The organism is Haloferax sp. s1 (assembly GCF_058382125.1).
The window spans coordinates 10,763-27,605 of the sequence record NZ_JBZRPK010000728.1 but is presented as its reverse complement, the minus strand read 5'-3'; the positions used below and the strand labels follow the sequence as shown (position 1 = coordinate 27,605).

Sequence of the window (16,843 nt, the reverse complement as noted above, 5' to 3'; positions counted from 1 at the left end):
CACTTCCATCGAGTCGGGGTCGAGGGCGGTAAACAGCGAGACGTATTTGTCTGGGTTGTTGATGTCTCGTCCGTCGTTCGGCAGTGGCGTCCGGAACTCGCTGTTCGCAAAGACGTACTCGGTGTCGGGGCTCTGGATACAGCACCCGTGGACCGACTGAACGTTCGGAATGTTGGTAATCGCGTCCGTCTCGAAGTATTTCAGGTTCACCCGCGCGACCCGGCCGTGAGCCTTGTCGTTCACGAACAGGTACTTCCCGTCGTACTTCCCGTCCGTCTCGGAGAGACTCGGGTGGTGGGAGTCGCCCCACGTGTAGTCGCCCGCGGATTCGAGCATCTCGGTCGTCTGGTTGTCGAACCCGTAGCCCTTCGCTTGTTCCGGGTTGAAAACCGGGATTCGGGTGAGTTCGCGCATCGACGGCAGTCCGTAGATTCGAATGTCCCCGGAGTGGCCGCCGGACCAGAAGCCGTAGTATTCGTCGTGTTCACCCGGCGGCACGAAGTGGTCGGGCACGTCGCCCGAGTGTGACGACGATTGCGGGGTGCTTCCGCCAGCACCGTCGTTTCCTGCCAGACTGGTGCAGCCAGCAATCGAACCCATGGCACCGACCGCCGCGCCCGCTTTCATGAAGTCGCGCCGTCTCAATCCGAGTGTCGGGAGTTCGAGCGAGACATCCGTCTCTTCTCCTGCTGTTTCGTCGACCTTCTCGAGGACCGCGTCGAGTTGTGCTTCGTACTCCGAAAGCGGGTCTTGCTGTGATTCGTTGGATTCGTCGTCCGGCGTGGATGTGTTGTGAGACATTTATACGACCTCGATAGTTCCGACCATCCCGTTCATCTCGTGGGGGATGCAGTAGTACTCGTAGGTGCCTTTCGTCTCGAAGGTGTGTTCGTAGGTTTCACCCGCTTCGAGGTTCCCCTTGTCAGGGTAGGCGTCCTTTGCGGCCTGTTCGGAGTCGAACCCGCCGGTCGCGAAGTATGCCGCACCGTCTGGTATCTTGTCTTCGTATGCGGTGACCGAGTGACCGATTGAACTCGTATTATCGAAGGTCACCGTCGTTCCGACGGGAACCTCGATGGTCTTGGGGTCGAATCCGAGTTCTTCGGTCATGCCGACGGTATCGGTCTGGGTTGCACCGCCGCTTTCGCCCCCACTGCTCGAATCTTCGGTGGTCGTCGTGCCACCGGACCCGCCGTCATTTTCTGTCTCGCCTCCACTGTTCGACGCTTGAGAGGAACACCCTGCAAGTGCGATACTCGTCGCCGCGATACCCGCGGCACCGAGCTTCTGCAGTACGTTCCGTCTGGTATGTTTCCCTGCCATCGTACAGGCTGGGCTAAGATGCTTTGCGGTATATATCGGAGACAGAGTTCCTAACTCCTGAGAGGAAGACGAACATGTTCGGACTGCGAACCAAAACCTCAACCATCACCCCTTACGATACGCCTATTACTGTTTTCTGGGCAGTCACCCGTGGCGGCATCTGTGGTAGCGGTCGGTCTGTTCGGGGTTGATTTCAACTAAACAACAATTATCTCGCCCGGAGAATCGTTCCGAACATCTTCGGCAGAGTACATAGTTCGGTTTCGAGTCACTCCCCCGGTAGAGATGAGATGCCTCGTGCTGACTCGATGGGGCGGTATCTGAGAGAACACGACCATGATAACGAATCTGACTTTAGACCGACGCGGTATCGACACACGACAGTCGATTGCCAGCGGTGAACCAGCGGCCAGATGGACACGTTCCGGGGTGTTCGATGAGGGATGGGTGCTCACCCGGAAGCCGAGTCAACGATGAACGGCCTTATCGCGGTGGTCGTCGGGATGAAAACCGCGACGTTGCTGTTGGGTGGTCTCGTAACGTTCGTGACCTTTCGTGCGTACAGACAGCGCGGTACGTCCGCGCTCCGGTCGTTGTGCCTCGGATTCGCGCTCGTCACGACAGGGTCGTTAGTTGCGGGTATCGTCCATCAACTCATGCCGCTTTCGTACGACCACGCGCTGGTCGTCGAGAGTTCCCTCACCGTGGCCGGGTTCGCCGTCATCGCCCACTCGCTGTACGCGGACGATACGTGAGTCGATGGGCCGAACGTCAGTCGAGAAGACCGAACATCATCGGGAAAAGAGACAGCTACGTCGCTAGCAAACACTGAGATATGGCCCACACTGATTCGGAAGATGCCGTACACACACTCGATGTCAGAGACCTCGATGGCGAACCGTTTGGCGAGATTATGGCTGCCGTCGACGGACTGACCGCTGATGAATCGTTCCTGCTCGTCAATAGCTTCGAGCCAGTCCCGCTCTACGACGTGCTCGAACAGCGAGGTTTCGAGTACGAAACGTCCCAGGTCGCGGCCGACGAGTGGCACATCACCATCACTTCTCGGTGATGTTGCTTGGAGTTCTGGGCAGGGATGTTGCTTGGAGTTCTGGGCAGGGATGTTGCTTGGAGTTCTGGCCGGTGATGCTGTCACTGAACTCAGTTGGCCCGGCGCGACCCGATTTCGACTAACAGGCGCGTAAGCAGATACCCGTAGCCGACCGCGCCGACGAGTGCGAGTCCGTTTCCGAGCACGACAAAACTCGACTGGCTGAGAACCCGACCGACAGCCACTGTTCCCAATCCAACCGCGAGCGTGCCGATTACGATTCGAGCGGTCCGCTCGTTCGCACCGCGGAATCGACCTGCCGTCGGTGGGTAGAACTGGACGGCGAAGCCGACGATGACGAGGCCGAGAAAACCGAAGAGGTTGAGTTGCAGATGTGTTTGAACCATCCCCAGCGAGAATGGCTGTAACCCGAACAGCGGACCCACAGCGACGGTCACACCGATTGCGACTCCAAAGACACCACTAACCGTTCCCACTAGGATGCTTCCGGACCCGACTCGCCGCCGGTCCGACCGAAGATAGATGACGAGGTACACTGCTGTGAAGCCGACGAATGCCACCGCCTCAGCCAGAGCACCCGCGACGAGCACGGAGCGGCTAGTTAATCCGAACGCGATAAGCGCGGGACCGACCGCGCCGGTGAGGAGGACGATACCTGTCGGAATCTTCGGTGCGGGAACGCCCAAGAACCGCGGTGCGAGTCGAACACCGAGCGTGAAGACGAGAAGCACGACGAATCCCGCTGCTAAGAGGTGTGTGACTCTGGGCATGTAGCCGTCTGTGAGTCCCGGAAGCGGCGACACACGGGCGAGTAGTTCGTACGAGCCAGCCGCGAGGTACGCGAACGAAACCGGAATAAACCGGTTGGCGTACCGGTCGACCCACTCGTGGTCGGACCTGTGCGAACTCGTCCCCGTTTCGCCGCCGAGGAGGGGGTCCCGAATCGACCACAGAAGCGCGGCGAGGAACGCGACGATGCCCGCACACCAGAGAAGGACCCCAGCCGACTCAACAGTCGATTCCACGGATGCCGGAATGTCGAGGAGCGAACCTGCCGTTAGGAGTACCGTTCCGGAGACGGATACTGCGAGGTGTGCTGCTGGCACGCGGTCTGTCGCAAGTATGGTCCCGAAGTACGACGGGACGAGCAAGTACGCCATGCCGAAGACCACGTGAAAGACGAATCCGAACAGTGCGATTGTGACCTCGGCCCGGCGTGAGATGCCGACAAGCGCCCCGAATCGCCAGACGACGAGAAACGCGGCGCTGAGGATAATGAATCGACGGGACCAGCGACTTCGCCCTGCCCCCGTCATCGCAACCCTCGGCCGGTGAGTCGTTGGAGAGCTACGCTGCCGGTCCACCAGTCCCAAGACTCGCTATGTTTGCTCTTATCGAACCGCGGTTGCGCCTCGCGCATAGTGTTCGGTTACACTGACTAGGACGACGGGGCACTAAGCGTTGAGAGCGAACACGTTCGGAATCGTGGGTCCCGTGTTAGAGCCGTTGCTGTGGATTCGAGACACACAAGCAGAAAGATGTCCGGGGTGTCGGTCACACGGGATAGTAAATCGATGGCCGTCGATTTCAACCGACCCCGGTTACTCGTTTAACGGGGTAGATGGTAGCCTCAGCGCCGAACATATTCACGAGTCGGAGCCAACTCACACTCTCCTCCGCGCTATTCGACGATTCGGCTGCATCCGGCATCTATTCGATGGCGGAGCGAAGCGAGTTTAGCACGGGTGTTTACGTTCACCGTCGATTGTCGCAAGTCGACACCGTCGGGCGACTCTGTCGGCGCGACGGTATCGGCTGACAGTCTCGAAACGAGCGAGCGAAGACAGTGGTCGTCAGGACGACGATTACAGTAGTTTTCGAGAGCGCATCCTCGACGACCCGTGTGACGAGTGGCCGACCGCCGAGCGTCGCTGCCGCTTTCGGGTCGTCACCGAATCGACTGCTTCGACCTCCACGAGGACGACAGCCGTGGTCGCTGGCACCCGAGTCATCCGTATGATGGGTCGTCGAGCGACATGGACTCTCGCTCGGTGGGGTCTGTCCCCGACGCCAGTGTAATGGGTTCGACTCGGGCTACTCCTTTGACCGTCCGCGACCCGTCGATTCCGGGGCCGAGGAATCGCGTGGCGTACTGTTCAACAGCACCGAGCGACTCGTGGTCGCGGGCGTACGCGACGAGTGAATTTAGTGCCGAGACAATATCGACACAAACCGTGTAGCCGTCGGTACTCGTCACTCGCAGGTGCGTCGTCTCCGGCGGCATGCCAGCGCGGTCGAGAAGGTCGGAAAGGGAAACCCCGGTCCATGTTGCGGTGGTTCGGCTGCCAGAGTCGCACACGATGGTATACTCAAACTCGACTGTTGGAAACGTCTCGAAATCGCTTCGGGTGAGCGACAGTCGCTCGTCGCCGACGACCGCGATGTCGATTTCGGGGCGGTCGCCCTCGGCGTTGCCCGCATCTGGATTGTCGGCGTTGCCCGCATCCGGATTGTCGGTGTTGCCCGCATCTGGATTGTCGGCGGTATCGGAACGCGAGTCCGATTCGTTGCTGGTGCGGTCGGTCATTGCCATTAGTTACGGTCTCGTCGCCCTAAGAACCCAGTCGCTCGGCGTCTGGCGCTCGACCTCGAATCCCTCGATGTCTCCGGGATTTCGGTCGGTTAGTCCACCGAGGAATTCCCTCACTGGCGTCGGGTCGCGGTCGCTGACGAGCGTGAACGTGTCTCCGCTTTCGAGCGACGTGAACCGTTCGGCAACGAGTTGTCGACGCGCTTCTGGCGCTGCTCCGCGAATGTCGAGCGCGTTGTCCGGGACAGCGAGGTCCCAAGCTGTTTCCGCCGCATCGACGACGGTATCGGCGAGTTGCATCATCTCCGGCGCAACGTCACCGGGCGCTGGCGTCTCTTGGAGCCGTGTCGCAAACGGCAGTTCGGCGAGTACCGGCGCGTCAAGCGTTTCTTCGTGTTCGCTTCCCGGGAACAGGTCGTGGGTATCGCCGCAGGATGGACAGGAGAACTCGCCCATGTTGACGACCGCACCGAGCACCGGGACCTCGTTATCCCGGAACAGTTCGATGCTCCTCGCGGTATCTTCGAGACTCGACTGGAATGGGGTCGTCACCACGACGACGCCGTCGACCGAGACCTCCTGAAGCGTGGTCAAGACGACATCGCCGGTTCCCGGCGGCAAATCGAGGACCAAGGTGTCGTCGGCACGCCACGCAGTGTTCGTGAAGAGTTCCGTCAGTGCGTCGTGCGCCATCGCACCGCGCCACGCGAGCGGTGCCCCGGTCTCCATCAGGCCGATGCTCATCACGTCGAGGCCCGTCCCCGAGTCAGTCACTTCGATGGGGAGTGGGTTTCCCTCCCCGTCCGAGTGGACTGGTCCGGTCGCATCGAGAAGCGATGGCACGTTCGGCCCGTGAATGTCGGCATCGAACAGTCCGGTCGACCGGCCGGCCGCGAGTGCACAGGCGAGACCAGTCGAAATGGTAGACTTTCCGACGCCACCTTTCGCGCTTGCGACGGCGATGATGGTGTCGAATCCGGAAACACCGCCGGTGCCGCCCTCCGAGGAGGGTGCGACGGGTTCGACGTGGGCGCTCTCGACGCCGGGCACGTCGCGAACTGCCCTGACGATTGCCTGCATGATTCCCGTCGCGTTCGAGTCACCGAATTCGGTGACCGCAGCTTCGACGGTCACGCGCTTGCCCTCGATGTCGAGTGACTCAATGAGTCCGGCCTCGAAGACGTTGACGCCGGCATTGGGGTCTCTCACCGCTTGCAACGCGGATTCGACTCGGTCTTGCAGTGTCGTCTCCTGCTCGTTCGTAGAGGTGTCGGCATCCGAATCGCTCGATTTGGGATTTGGTAGTGGGTTCTCAGTCATACTCAGAGGTTCGGAGTTCGATTGAGGTCGTCCTTTCCGGGAAGCGTGCGGTCGGTTTCGTCGAGCACGCCGGTAAACTGCCGGCGAAAGCTTCCTGCATCGACTTCGCGTGCGCGGATAGCGGTCTCTCGGACGATACTGCTCTCGTCGTCGGTCAGTTCCACCAGCGTCTCGTCGGCTTGTTCGTGGTCGATGCCGCCGAGTAGATGCGCGACCCACTCCCGGACCCGCTCGCTCGGGTCGTCTGCCGCCCCGACGAGCACGGAGAGCGTGTCTTCCCCGCGGAGTTTGAACAGCGAGACGATGGCGTTTCGGCGAACGGCGTGATGTTCGTCGTCCAGCGCGCTCGCGATTACGTCTTCGTGTTCGTCTCGGTCTAGTCGGTCCAGTGCGACGACGGCCTCCGCCCGAACCCACGGTTCTGGGTCGTCGGTCAGCGTTCGCGCCGTCTGGGCCGCAAGTGAGCCACCGTGTTTGGCAAGCGCCTCGACGGAGAACTGTCGGACTTCGGCGTCGTCGTCGGTCGTCGCGGCGCTGCGCAGCGCGCGGACGATTTGTTCGTCTCGCTCCCGCTCTGCGAGCGCAAGTGCGGCCCGACGGCGCTCGATAACGTCGTCGCCGGCGAGCGAGGCGAGCAGGTCGGAAACGGCGTCGTTTTCGACTGGTTCGGTGTCACTGGCACCGAGTTCTGCGAGCGACGCTTCGCCGATGGTCACGTCGCGGTCGACTTCGATGTCTTCGAAGCCCGCAGGCTCTGTTCCGAACCCCGGACTCCGCTCGGGGTGTAGTTGCGGGTCCGGCGGTCCGTCAGTCGCTTCTTTTTCGTCTCTCATAGGGTTTCACCTCGTTCGACAGTTGCGTGACTTCCGACAGCGGTTGTGAACAGTGCGACAGCGACGAGCACGCCCGCCGCTCGGAGCAGCGTCGAGGGAACACCGGACGCAAGCAGGAGCGCTGCGCCGAAGGCGACTGCTACCCGGCTCTCTCGGAGTCCGTATACGAGGCCGGAAACCCCGCCACCGACGCCGAGAACGACGAGTCCGAGTGGTGCACCGACGACGCCGCCACCGACGAGAAACACTGCGCCAGCCACGTAGGGAACACTCGTTGCGAACCCGAGTGTGAGGATACCTGCGCCAGCCCCGATGAACAGGCTGGTGCGGTCCCAGCCGACGATGGCGGGCGTCATCCCGACGGCGACGAGTGCAATCCCGGAGCCGAGCGGCCGGAGCGTCGCGGGCGAGATTCCTGCGGTCGCCGCGAGTGAGACAACCGCGCCGCCGACGAGCAGACCCGCAGGAGCGGCGTGCACCACTGCTTTCGTGTCCTTTGTTTGTCTCAGCCGAGCCAATCGCGTCCAGACGACCAGACACCCGCCGACGGTGGTCCCAACTGCGGCAGGATACCACGCCGTCGGTGACGCGAGCGAAACCAGACTGAACCCACCGATGAAGGCTAGTCCAACTCGCTCGCCGACCGTCTGGGCAGTCGCTGCGAGGATGAATCCCGCAACCGCGGGTCCGACGATGGCGAACGGGTACAACTGAGCGACGAACTCGGGGACACCGTCCGGGAGACCACCCGGCACGTTGTAAACGAAGCGATAGAGCGTTATCAGCGCGATTGGTGCGAGTCCGACGGCTCCCGAAAGCGTCCGCGTCGGAACCGACGAATCGCTCGAAAACCGCGTGGCAGCCGCTGCAAGGCGGCTTCCGGCGTCGGAAGCGGTTTCGCTTTGTTGATTGCTCACCCGCCGTCACCCCCTTCGAATCGCTCGGCGAGAGCCTGCTGGTCGGCGGCGACGAATCGGTCGATAAACGAGGCGAGTTCGCCGTACAGTTTCGCGCCGGGTTCTTGGGCCATCCGGTCGGCGAGACCGCCGGCGACGACGTGGAGATGTCGGTCGTGTAAGTCGAGTCTCGCCCGTGCAGCGTCGTCCGAGGACGCGGCCTCCAGCCGTGCGAGGTACCCCGCGAACTCCAACTGATACGGGAGGTAATCGTGGTTGTCGCGAGCCGACTGGTCGATTTCGAGACCGAAGTAGTCGTACGCCCGTGCCAAATCGAGGTTCACGTCGTTCCAGGCTGCTTCCGGCCGGTAGGATGTCTCGTACAGCGAGATTCGCGGCCCTTCGCTGTCGAGCGACCCGTCGGTTCGGTCCGTGTACTCCGCGTAGCCCACCGTGAACAGGTCGTTGAATCTCGCACAGAGGGTGTCGTGGTCGTCGTCGACGGTCAAATCCGGCGGCTCGACCGACAATCCGGTCGAGTCGAGTAGGTCCCGAACGGCGGCGTCGGTATCGCCGGACGCGAGTCGAGCGTAGACCGAATCGTCGGGTTCGTCGAGTAGCGTAGCCACGACGGTGTAGATTCCCGCACGGGCGGTGGTCTCGCGGTCGATTTGCTTGGGGTCGAGTCGCTCCAATTGCGGCGGTTCGGACCCGGCGTCACCGTTCGAATTTGCTTTCGTGTTCATCTCAGTCACCTCCGTTCTTCTGTACCGCTTGAATCGTTACCAGTGCGACACCGACGATAGCGAGTCCGGCGACCGTCCACAGAATCGACTCGTACGGCGGTCCCTGTGGGCCGGGCCCGAACGGGAAATGATACCACTCGCTGACGGATTTCCGTCCCGACCGTTCCATCTGGGACCCGTTCCACACTGCGAAGGCCACGTCGACGTCGTCGTTCGCTGCGAACGAGGTCCGGTTTTCCGCATCCGAGTTGAGTTCGCGGGACATGACAATCGTCCAGCGACCGTCGTCGTACGCTGTTTTCGTCTCGACGGCAGACTGCTCGAACTTCGTCGTCGTTCCCGGTCCTCCGGCGAGCAGTTCTTCGGTCTCGCCGTCGGCGCGCCAGTACCAGACGTTCACGGGGTTACGGGTGCTCCCCATCGAAATCGGGGGTCGTGCGGTGGTGTTGACCGGGACCTGCACCGCGGCGGCGTCGACGAATTGTTGGGGTCCCGAGATGTTGCGGTCGGCAGTTCCGTCCGCCCACGAGAGACGGACGTACAGTCGCTCTTCTGTCCGGGCGGATTGGACACGAAGTGTCTCGATGGACGTGTCACTGGCGTTTGGAAGCCCGCTCGGCGCGCTGGCCATCGGGACTTCGACGGCCGGAACGCTATTCCAGGCCTCGCTCGTGGGTTGCTGAGGCTGGTCTTCGGCTAATACCGATTCAACCGGAATCTCGTTCGCCGGTCGCGCCGTAACCATCGCTGGACCGACTGCTGTTAGCAGCACGACCAGACAGACGACGACTGCCGCGACTGCTGTTGCTCGCTTTTCGCTTTTCTTACTCATCGCCGAACACCCCCAGAGTAAGCTCTGGCGTGCTTGACGAGATTTCGCTCTGCTCGCGGGCACAGCCCGCTCGCATTTTTGAGCCGCAGAGCGGCTCACCTTGCTCACTCATTATCGAACTTTCCCCGGAGTTTCGCTCCGGTGAGATTGACGATGCTTCGCTGCGCTCAGTCATCGTCAAACACCGCTGAGACGGGAGTCTCAGCGAGCTCGATGAGATTTCGCTACGCTCAATCATCATCGAACACCTCCAATCGGAACTTTCGTGCCGGATTCGTGTCTGTCAGCATATCGAGTAGCTCGCTTTCCCCACCGCGGTTGACTTTCTCGCGTTCTCTCTCGATTGTGTCGAGGGCGTCGTGGACGCGCTCGCCGAACAGTTCTTCGAGGTAGTTCCGCGGAATACGGTCTACGTCCACCGACTCACCGTCTTCGGAGTGCTGCGGCGGCGCGAACGGCGGGATGTAGTAGACGTTCGGTTGCGTCTGGTACTCCGGGTGCAGCGGCAGCGCCACCTCGTACTCCTCGACGAGTTTGTGGATGGGTCCCTGCTCATCGTCGAGGAACCCGACGAGGCGGAGTTGTGGCGGGCAGTCCTCCGCGCAGGCGGGGGCAAACGTCTTACCGTCCGGCCCTTCGCCTTCGATTCGGGGGTAACAGAAGATGCACTTCTCGGACGTTTTCTGGGTCGCGTTGTAGTACACCTTCTTGTAGGGACAGCCTTCGACGCAGTATCGGTAGCCGCGACACCGCTCTTGGTCGATGAGGACGATGCCGTCCTCTTCGCGCTTGTAGATGGCCTTCCGCGGGCAGGCTTCCACACAGGACGGATGCGTACAGTGGTTACAGATACGCGGGAGGTAGAAGTAGTACGAGTTGGGATACTCGCCGGTACCTTGGTCTTCGTCCCAGTTCGGTCCCCATTCGGGGTCGCTGTCGGGGCGAAGCGGCCGGTCGCTCCCGTTGTACATAATCTCCTCGTGGTTGAACTCCCACGCGTCGCCGTAGTCCTCCTTATCGGGTATCTGACCGGGCTTACGCTCCTTGTGCTCGGACGATTTCCAGCCGCCACCGGATTCTTCCCAGTTGCGCGGGTACCCCTTCCCGGGCTTCGTTTCGACGTTGTTCCAGTACATGTAATCGCGGCCGCCGCCTTCGGTCCACAGCGACTTGCACGCGACTGTACACGTCTGACAGCCGATACACTTGTTCAGGTCCATCACCATCGCGACCTGGTGGTCGACGCCGTCTGCGAGGTCGACCGTCTCGGCATCGCTGTCAGTACTCATTCGTCACCACCTCCGGCTTTCCGTACGTCGACTCGAACGTCGCTGTTGACCCCCGTCGGCCCCCAGTAGTTGGGGAAGAAATGGAGGTGCTCGCCCGAATCTTCGGGATATTGCACCAGTTGGGTCGGCTTCATGTACATCGGCACCAGCGAGTTGAAGTTGCTGTCGCTGTCGAACTGGAACCGCTCCCACGCGAAGTACATCCGAGCCGTGCCGCGCTGACTGCTCGGATAGATTTTCGCCTGCAATTCGACCTCCGCGAGGTCGTTGAACACTTCGACCGAATCGCCGTCTTCGATACCTCGCTCCTCGGCATCCTCCGGGTGGAGGTAGAGGAGCGGTTCGCCCCGCTGGAGACGGAGCAGTTTCTCGCTATCCCGCCACGTCGAGTGAATCGCCCACCGTCCGTGGGGTGTGTTGTACTCCATGGGGTAGTCACCGCCCGTGTTCTCCGGTCCCTCCTTGTGCGTCGGCAACTCCTCGCCGAGTTCGAGGAACCAGTCGTGGTCGATGTAGTACTGCTGTCTGCCGGTGACCGTCGGCCACGGGTTTTTGTCCTGCACGAAGTCTTTCCACGGCGCGTAGGCCTCGCCGTCTTCGATATCTGAGGTCCAGTGGTCACCCGCTTCGAGCAGTCGCTGCGGTTGTTCGACCGTGTCCGCGAACGTAATCTGTTCGTCGCTGTCCGCCGGGTTCGACTCCTCGGAGTGTTCGAGGATGTATTCGCAGGCGGCGCGGTCTTCGGCGAGCGCGCCCTCCTCGCCGGTTTCCCAGTCGCGGACGTAATCGTCGTACACCGACTGAAGGTCGATTTCGCGGTCGAACTTGCGGTCCGAGATGGGTTCGACGCCGCGTTCGGTGGCGACCTCTTGAATCTTCTGTGCGAGTTCGCGGAAGATTTGCCAGTCGGTCTTCGACTCGCCCAGCGGTTCGACCGCGGGCGTAAAGGGATGCACGTAGGTGTGCATATCCGTCATCGACAGGTCGTGTTTCTCGTAGTGGCTCGCCGTCGGCAACACGATGTCCGAGTACATCGCCGTCGAATCCATCCGGAAGTTGATGTCGACGACGAGGTCGAGTTTCGGCCACAGTTGCTCTTCGACGGCGACGTTGCCTTTGGCTTGGTTGAAGTAGTTGCCACGCCAGACGAACATCGTCGTCGGGTCCGGCCGAGAGCCGTCATCCCTCTCTTCCGGGTAGACGGGCATCCAGCCCTTGTCGATGGATTCTCGTATCTTTGCCGCGGTGTTCGGGTCGGTGTTGTCGAGGATACCGGCGTGGTAGTAGGTCCACAGCGTCGTCGGTACGCCACGGACCTTCCCGGTCGGGAACGAGAGCGTCTTCCAGCCGTGGAACGTCCAAATCTTCTCTTGCCCGACGTAGTGGTCGAGGCCGGTTCCCTGCTCACCGAGGTTGCCGGTCAAGGTGACGAGCAACTGCAGCGCGCGGTTGCCGAGGTCGTTGTGGTACCAGTCGTTGACACCTTTCCCCTGGATAATCTTCGCCTTGTCCGCTTCGGCGAACTCGCGGGCGATTCGCTGGTACGTCTCCTTTCCAACTGTTGTCTCTTCGTGGACCGTCTCCGGGTCCCAGTTGGCGAGTTCGTCGCGTAACTCGGCCCAGACGGTCCGGACCTGAACGCGCCCACTTTGGGTTTGGACCGTTGTTTCGCCGTCGAGTTGCGGGTCGAAGTCCAGTTCGATGCTCTTCGAGTAGTCTTTCTGCCCGTCGCGTTCGCCGAGGGACCCCGGTGCCTCGCGGATTCGCCCGTTCGAGTCGAGCATGAGGAGCATCCACTCGGGTCGGTCCGCGTCGGTGTTGACCGACGGCACGTCGCTTGCCCGAAGGAACTTGCCCGTGTCCTGCCGGACCAAAAGCGGCATATCCGTCTGCTCTTTGAGGTGCGCCTCGTCGTACAGCCCTTCGTCGACGATGGTTTGTGCCATCCCGAGCGCGAGGGCAGTGTCCGTCCCCGAGTCGGGACTGAGCCACTCGTCCGTGTGGATTGCAGTCTGCGAGTAGTCGGTGAACACGCCGACGCGCTTGGTCCCATTGTACCCCGATTCGAGGAAGTACTTCGCGTCCGGGATACGGGTGACGTTGATGTTCGACCCCCACGCGATGATGTAGTCGGCGTTGTACCAGTCGGCGCTTTCGGCGTTGTCCGTCTGCGTCCCCCACGTAATCGGTTGCCCCGGCGGGAGGTCGGAGTACCAGTCGTAAAACGAGTGACTGACGCCGCCGAGCAGGTTGACGAGTCGAGAGCCGCTGGCGAACGAAACCGGACTCATCGCTGGAATCGGTGTAAAACCGCTGATGGCGTCGTACCGACCAGCCTCCACCTCGTCGACGACGTGTTCTGCGATTTCTGTGAGCGCTTCGTCCCACGAGATGCGTTTCCACTTTCCTTCGCCGCGTTCGCCGACGCGCTTGAGCGGGTGTTTGATGCGCTGGTCGGCGTTGACGTAGTCGGTGTAACACGCACCTTTCTGACAGCCGCGTGGGTTCGGGTCCGGGAGGCTTTCGTCGAAGCGCGGGTAGTCCCCCGACTGCTCTTCTCGCCACACTTGGCCGTTTTTCACGTAGACGTTCCACGAGCAACTGCCGGTGCAGTTGACGCTGTGGGTCGAACGGGAGACCGAGTCCCAGTCCCACTTCTCGCGGTAGAGGTCCTCCCAGTCGCGGTAGGGGTAGTTGCCGATGGGGTCGTCGACGGGTTTCAGCCCGCCCATTTGAAAGAGACTGTCGTCGGAGGCTGCGGAGGTTCCGATACCGAGCAACGACGCCACGCCGATTCCTTCGAGGAAGGTCCGTCGAGAGACTCCACTATCGGCGTCCACCGGGTCTCCCGGCGGGTCACCGACTTCGGGCGCGTCGTTTGCTTGGTCGTCTGGTGGCGATTCGGCTGTCGTCTCGCCGTCGTCGAGTTGGGATGCGTCGTTTCGGCTCATTGGTTTGTGTGTACGAAAACTGTCGCTAGTGCCAGTGCCACGCCGAGCACGCCGAGTGCGACCCCGGTGAGCGTGTCGCCGCCCATGTCGAGGCCGAGAGCGACGAGCGCCACACCGAGGAGTTTACTCGCGCGGTCGAGGTGTCGATACGTCCGTGCCGACAGTTCGATACTTCTCGTCGGAACTGCTCCAGTATCGGCATCAGTCATCGTCGGCCTCCTCTGCCTGTTCCGTGTACTGTCTGGCGTGCTCCTGCTCGGTGCTGTCCTCTAGAATCCGGTACGTCAGGAGGCCGGACCCGATTGGAATGACGAACAACGCGACGGTGAGAATCGGGTTTATTACGCCCGTCCCGACGCCGAGTGCTCGACCGAGGAGGTTGTTCATGCCCGCGATGGAGGCAATCATGATGAACTGGACCGCCGCGACACCGACTGCGGTCTGCCACGACCTGTCCAGCGGGTTTGCGGTGAAGTGAACCGATTTGTCGTGGTAATCGACGAACGGCCACACGGCGATAATACCGAAGACGAGCGTCGGAAGCAGGACGCCGCCGACGAACTCGGTCGAGATGTGGATGTCGACGACCGGAATCGTGAAGCTCATCCACGATGGCAGGAGCTTCAAGAGCCCGTACACCCACATCAGGAACCAGTCCGGCATGATGAGTTCCGGCGTTCCGGCGGGGTTGTTCGGCCCGTACTCCGCGATGTTGTGAACTGGCAGGAATCCGGCCAGCATCGCGACCGTCGCCAGCGTGAGGAAGAAGACGACTGCGCTCACAGCCGTCTGGTTCGGGAACGCCGGTAGTCCGACGACGACGCTGTCGTCTTCTTTCGGGACGACGGACTCGGTTCCGCCGTCACTCGTCACGGCTCCATCTGTTGGCTGTCCACCCTTCGGCGTGAGTCCTCGAACGTCGTCGTCACGGGGTGCTTCGGTGTGTTTCTGCCGGACGAGAATCATCATGTGAATCGCCAGCAACACCCCGATTGCGATGGGGATGATGAGGACGTGGATGAAGTAGAGCCGAGGAATCGTCGCACTCGACGGGAACTCACCGCCGAAGAACGCTTTCCCGATGATTTCACCCACGAGTGGTATCGACGTTGCGAGGTTGTAGCCGATGCCCGTCGCCGTCGCGGCGAACTCGTCGAACGGGAGCGCATAGCCAGTGTAGGCTGCGCCCATCGAGAGTCCAGCGAGAGCGGTGCCGACGACCCAGTTCGGCTCACGCGGGTTTCGATACGCTCCGGTGAAGAACACCCTGAGCATATGTAGCCCGATGGAGGCGACGAACAGGTGGGCTGCCCAGTGATGCATCCGCCGGATGAACATCCCGAACGGGATGTCGTAGGTGATGTGCAGGACGCTTGCGAACGCTTCCGGAACCTCCTCTCCTTGGAACTTGGCAACGCTTCCTTCGTACTTGACATCGCTCGTCGACGGTTCGAAGAACATCCCGAGGAACATCCCCGTCAGGACGAGAAGCAGGAAACAAAACAGGGCGACTTCTCCGAGAAGGAACGAGTCTTCTGCGGGGAAGGCCTTGCCGAGGAATTTACGGCCGCTATCCAGGTCGAATCGGGCGTTCATCCAGTCGTACACGCGGTTTCCGGCGTCCGCGCTCTGGTCGGCGAGTCGGTCGATTCGGGACATCAGTCACCACCCGGGCCGACCGGCCCGTTGAAATCGCCCGTGGCGATAAGGTACCCCTCGCTGGAGACGGTAATCGGAAGTTGCGGGAGCGCCCGCGACGGTGGTCCACCGACGACCGCCGCGCCGTCGGTTGGGTCGAATTTCCCGAAGTGACACGGGCACACGAGCGTCCCGTCTTCTTCGTTAGAGACCATACAGCCTGCATGGGTACAGACCTTCGAGTAGGCCGTGTAGCCCGCGACCATGTATTCCGTTTTGACGGCGTCGCTGTAGGCGTCCTCCGCGTGCCGGACGAGGAGCGTCGGTGCCTTCTCGATTCCCGGTCGCGGCTCGGGGAACACTGTCATCTTCTCACCCTCCGACAGCGCCTTTTCTTCGATTCGGTTTCCATCGCCGTCGACGAGATAGATGCCGTCAGAGTACACAGGGCCGGTGTACTCGCGCTCGAACACCCGCGTCAGCCCAGCTAGCGGTGCTGTGAGGCTCGCGACAGCCGTCAACCCACCGACGCTGGCGAGTAGTTTGGCGTAGTCGCGACGGGCGAGCGATGCGCGCGTATCGGTGAAGATAGTTGGCTGTTGACTCTGTGTTCTCTCATCTGAACAGTCGCTACAACACCCGTCGCAGGCTCCTGACTCGGAACCCTGTCTGTCTGTCTCCATCAGTGTCCCCTCCGTTCTGCGACTTCGACGTGGGGAAGGAACCACGCATAATACGAGACGGTGAGCAGGGCCAGTGAGACGAACATCCCCATCGCGTAGACGCCGAAGTACTGCGTCCGCGCGAGTGTGAGGTATTCGCCGGTAAACAGCGTCGCAAAGACGATAGCAAGTATCGTCAGTCCACCCATCGCCACGATTCCCTCGATGGCGTCCGAGGCATCACGATACTCCACGACCCATCGGTCGTCAGTCCAAAACCACGGGAGTCCGACCTGTCCACCGTCTGTGACTGTGGTATCGTCCGAACGATTAGCCCGGACCGCCGAGTCCATGAACCGGTGGACTGCGGTGAGTACCCCGACCAACCCGAACAGCGCAACCCAGACAATGACGCCAACTTGACTCGGTGCGAGCTTTTCGGGCGTGTCGACGATTTCCTGTAGTGGGCGCATCTCGGTGACGCTCTGGTCGATTTCGACTTGCTCACTCGGTGGTTCTCCGTGCAGTGCAACGTACCACATCGGGAGGAGCACGGCGACGACCAGCAGCAAGATGGCGACTGTCTCTCGCCTCATGGGTGCTCACTCCATGTCTTGGCTCGGCACCAGTCGCTTCGGTCAGGTGTATCCTGTCGAATACCCGAGCCGAGTACCAGCGGGCTGATGTTTGA

The 16,843-nt window shown here is 61.5% G+C and carries 19 protein-coding genes and 1 pseudogene; 3 read left to right on the top strand and 17 right to left on the bottom strand.

Going from position 1 to position 16,843, the window contains the following annotated elements; all coding sequences use genetic code 11:
• Positions 1-801 (bottom strand): twin-arginine translocation signal domain-containing protein (locus QT222_RS22100; RefSeq protein ID WP_491478382.1); only part of this gene is annotated, 801 nt, incomplete at its 3' end.
• A complete protein-coding gene (locus QT222_RS22095) occupies positions 802-1,323 on the bottom strand; it encodes a plastocyanin/azurin family copper-binding protein (RefSeq protein ID WP_004056355.1) in 522 nt (173 codons plus the stop codon). It lies immediately after the preceding gene.
• Between the two features lie 443 nt (positions 1,324-1,766).
• Here QT222_RS22095 and QT222_RS22090 point away from each other — a divergent pair, with 443 nt between their 5' ends.
• Both QT222_RS22090 and QT222_RS22085 read left to right on the top strand, forming a co-directional pair.
• Positions 1,767-2,078: a DUF7521 family protein gene (locus tag QT222_RS22090; RefSeq protein WP_004056354.1), complete on the top strand. Its 312-nt coding sequence runs from the start codon at positions 1,767-1,769 to the stop codon at positions 2,076-2,078.
• Between the two features lie 80 nt (positions 2,079-2,158).
• A complete protein-coding gene (locus QT222_RS22085; RefSeq protein ID WP_004056352.1) occupies positions 2,159-2,395 on the top strand; it encodes a DUF2249 domain-containing protein in 237 nt (78 codons plus the stop codon).
• A gap of 89 nt (positions 2,396-2,484) precedes the next feature.
• Here the strand turns inward: QT222_RS22085 and QT222_RS22080 are convergent, their stop codons facing one another.
• Positions 2,485-3,711: a hypothetical protein gene (locus QT222_RS22080; protein ID WP_491478381.1), complete on the bottom strand. Its 1,227-nt coding sequence runs from the start codon at positions 3,709-3,711 to the stop codon at positions 2,485-2,487.
• 305 nt (positions 3,712-4,016) lie between these two features.
• Here QT222_RS22080 and QT222_RS22075 point away from each other — a divergent pair, with 305 nt between their 5' ends.
• Positions 4,017-4,214 (top strand): hypothetical protein, encoded by a 198-nt coding sequence (locus QT222_RS22075; RefSeq protein ID WP_491478380.1) that lies wholly within the window; start codon positions 4,017-4,019, stop codon positions 4,212-4,214.
• Here QT222_RS22075 and QT222_RS22070 read toward each other — a convergent pair.
• From QT222_RS22070 to QT222_RS22005, 14 genes and pseudogenes are all read right to left on the bottom strand, one after another.
• Positions 4,151-4,309 (bottom strand): annotated as a pseudogene (locus tag QT222_RS22070) (hypothetical protein); the annotation flags it as partial. The gene QT222_RS22075 and the pseudogene QT222_RS22070 sit on opposite strands and share 64 nt — an antisense overlap.
• Positions 4,261-4,407 carry a hypothetical protein gene (locus QT222_RS22065; protein WP_491478379.1) on the bottom strand — a complete coding sequence of 49 codons (147 nt, stop codon included), beginning with the start codon at positions 4,405-4,407 and terminating at the stop codon, positions 4,261-4,263. The gene QT222_RS22065 and the pseudogene QT222_RS22070, both read right to left, overlap by 49 nt.
• Complete coding sequence (locus QT222_RS22060; protein WP_491478378.1) at positions 4,404-4,988, bottom strand: molybdopterin-dependent oxidoreductase; 585 nt, start codon at positions 4,986-4,988, stop codon at positions 4,404-4,406. Before QT222_RS22060 ends, QT222_RS22065 begins: the two co-directional genes overlap by 4 nt.
• Before the next feature lie 3 nt (positions 4,989-4,991).
• Positions 4,992-6,305 (bottom strand): P-loop NTPase, encoded by a 1,314-nt coding sequence (locus QT222_RS22055; RefSeq protein ID WP_004056345.1) that lies wholly within the window; start codon positions 6,303-6,305, stop codon positions 4,992-4,994.
• A gap of 2 nt (positions 6,306-6,307) precedes the next feature.
• Positions 6,308-7,138 carry a HEAT repeat domain-containing protein gene (locus tag QT222_RS22050; RefSeq protein ID WP_491478377.1) on the bottom strand — a complete coding sequence of 277 codons (831 nt, stop codon included), beginning with the start codon at positions 7,136-7,138 and terminating at the stop codon, positions 6,308-6,310.
• Positions 7,135-8,055, bottom strand: coding sequence for a DUF8068 family protein (locus tag QT222_RS22045; protein ID WP_491478376.1), 921 nt, complete (start codon positions 8,053-8,055; stop codon positions 7,135-7,137). The genes QT222_RS22050 and QT222_RS22045 overlap by 4 nt, the downstream gene beginning before the upstream one ends.
• Positions 8,052-8,780, bottom strand: a complete 729-nt coding sequence (locus tag QT222_RS22040) for a molecular chaperone TorD family protein (protein WP_491478375.1) — start codon at positions 8,778-8,780, stop codon at positions 8,052-8,054. Before QT222_RS22040 ends, QT222_RS22045 begins: the two co-directional genes overlap by 4 nt.
• 1 nt (position 8,781) lies before the next feature.
• Positions 8,782-9,612, bottom strand: coding sequence for an ethylbenzene dehydrogenase-related protein (locus QT222_RS22035; RefSeq protein ID WP_004056337.1), 831 nt, complete (start codon positions 9,610-9,612; stop codon positions 8,782-8,784).
• Between the two features lie 230 nt (positions 9,613-9,842).
• The gene (gene narH, locus QT222_RS22030; protein WP_491478374.1) at positions 9,843-10,901 is read right to left on the bottom strand and encodes a nitrate reductase subunit beta; all 1,059 of its coding nucleotides are present in this window, start codon (positions 10,899-10,901) and stop codon (positions 9,843-9,845) included.
• Positions 10,898-13,852 (bottom strand): nitrate reductase subunit alpha, encoded by a 2,955-nt coding sequence (gene narG / locus QT222_RS22025; protein WP_491478373.1) that lies wholly within the window; start codon positions 13,850-13,852, stop codon positions 10,898-10,900. Before narG ends, narH begins: the two co-directional genes overlap by 4 nt.
• Entirely contained in the window at positions 13,849-14,061 is a 213-nt protein-coding gene (locus QT222_RS22020; RefSeq protein WP_004056330.1) for a DUF8120 family protein, read from the bottom strand. The genes narG and QT222_RS22020 overlap by 4 nt, the downstream gene beginning before the upstream one ends.
• Positions 14,054-15,511: a cytochrome b gene (locus QT222_RS22015; protein ID WP_491478372.1), complete on the bottom strand. Its 1,458-nt coding sequence runs from the start codon at positions 15,509-15,511 to the stop codon at positions 14,054-14,056. Before QT222_RS22015 ends, QT222_RS22020 begins: the two co-directional genes overlap by 8 nt.
• Positions 15,511-16,173 (bottom strand): Rieske 2Fe-2S domain-containing protein, encoded by a 663-nt coding sequence (locus tag QT222_RS22010; RefSeq protein WP_491478371.1) that lies wholly within the window; start codon positions 16,171-16,173, stop codon positions 15,511-15,513. Before QT222_RS22010 ends, QT222_RS22015 begins: the two co-directional genes overlap by 1 nt.
• Positions 16,173-16,748, bottom strand: a complete 576-nt coding sequence (locus QT222_RS22005; protein WP_004056324.1) for a hypothetical protein — start codon at positions 16,746-16,748, stop codon at positions 16,173-16,175. Before QT222_RS22005 ends, QT222_RS22010 begins: the two co-directional genes overlap by 1 nt.
• Between the last annotated feature and the right edge of the window lie 95 nt (positions 16,749-16,843).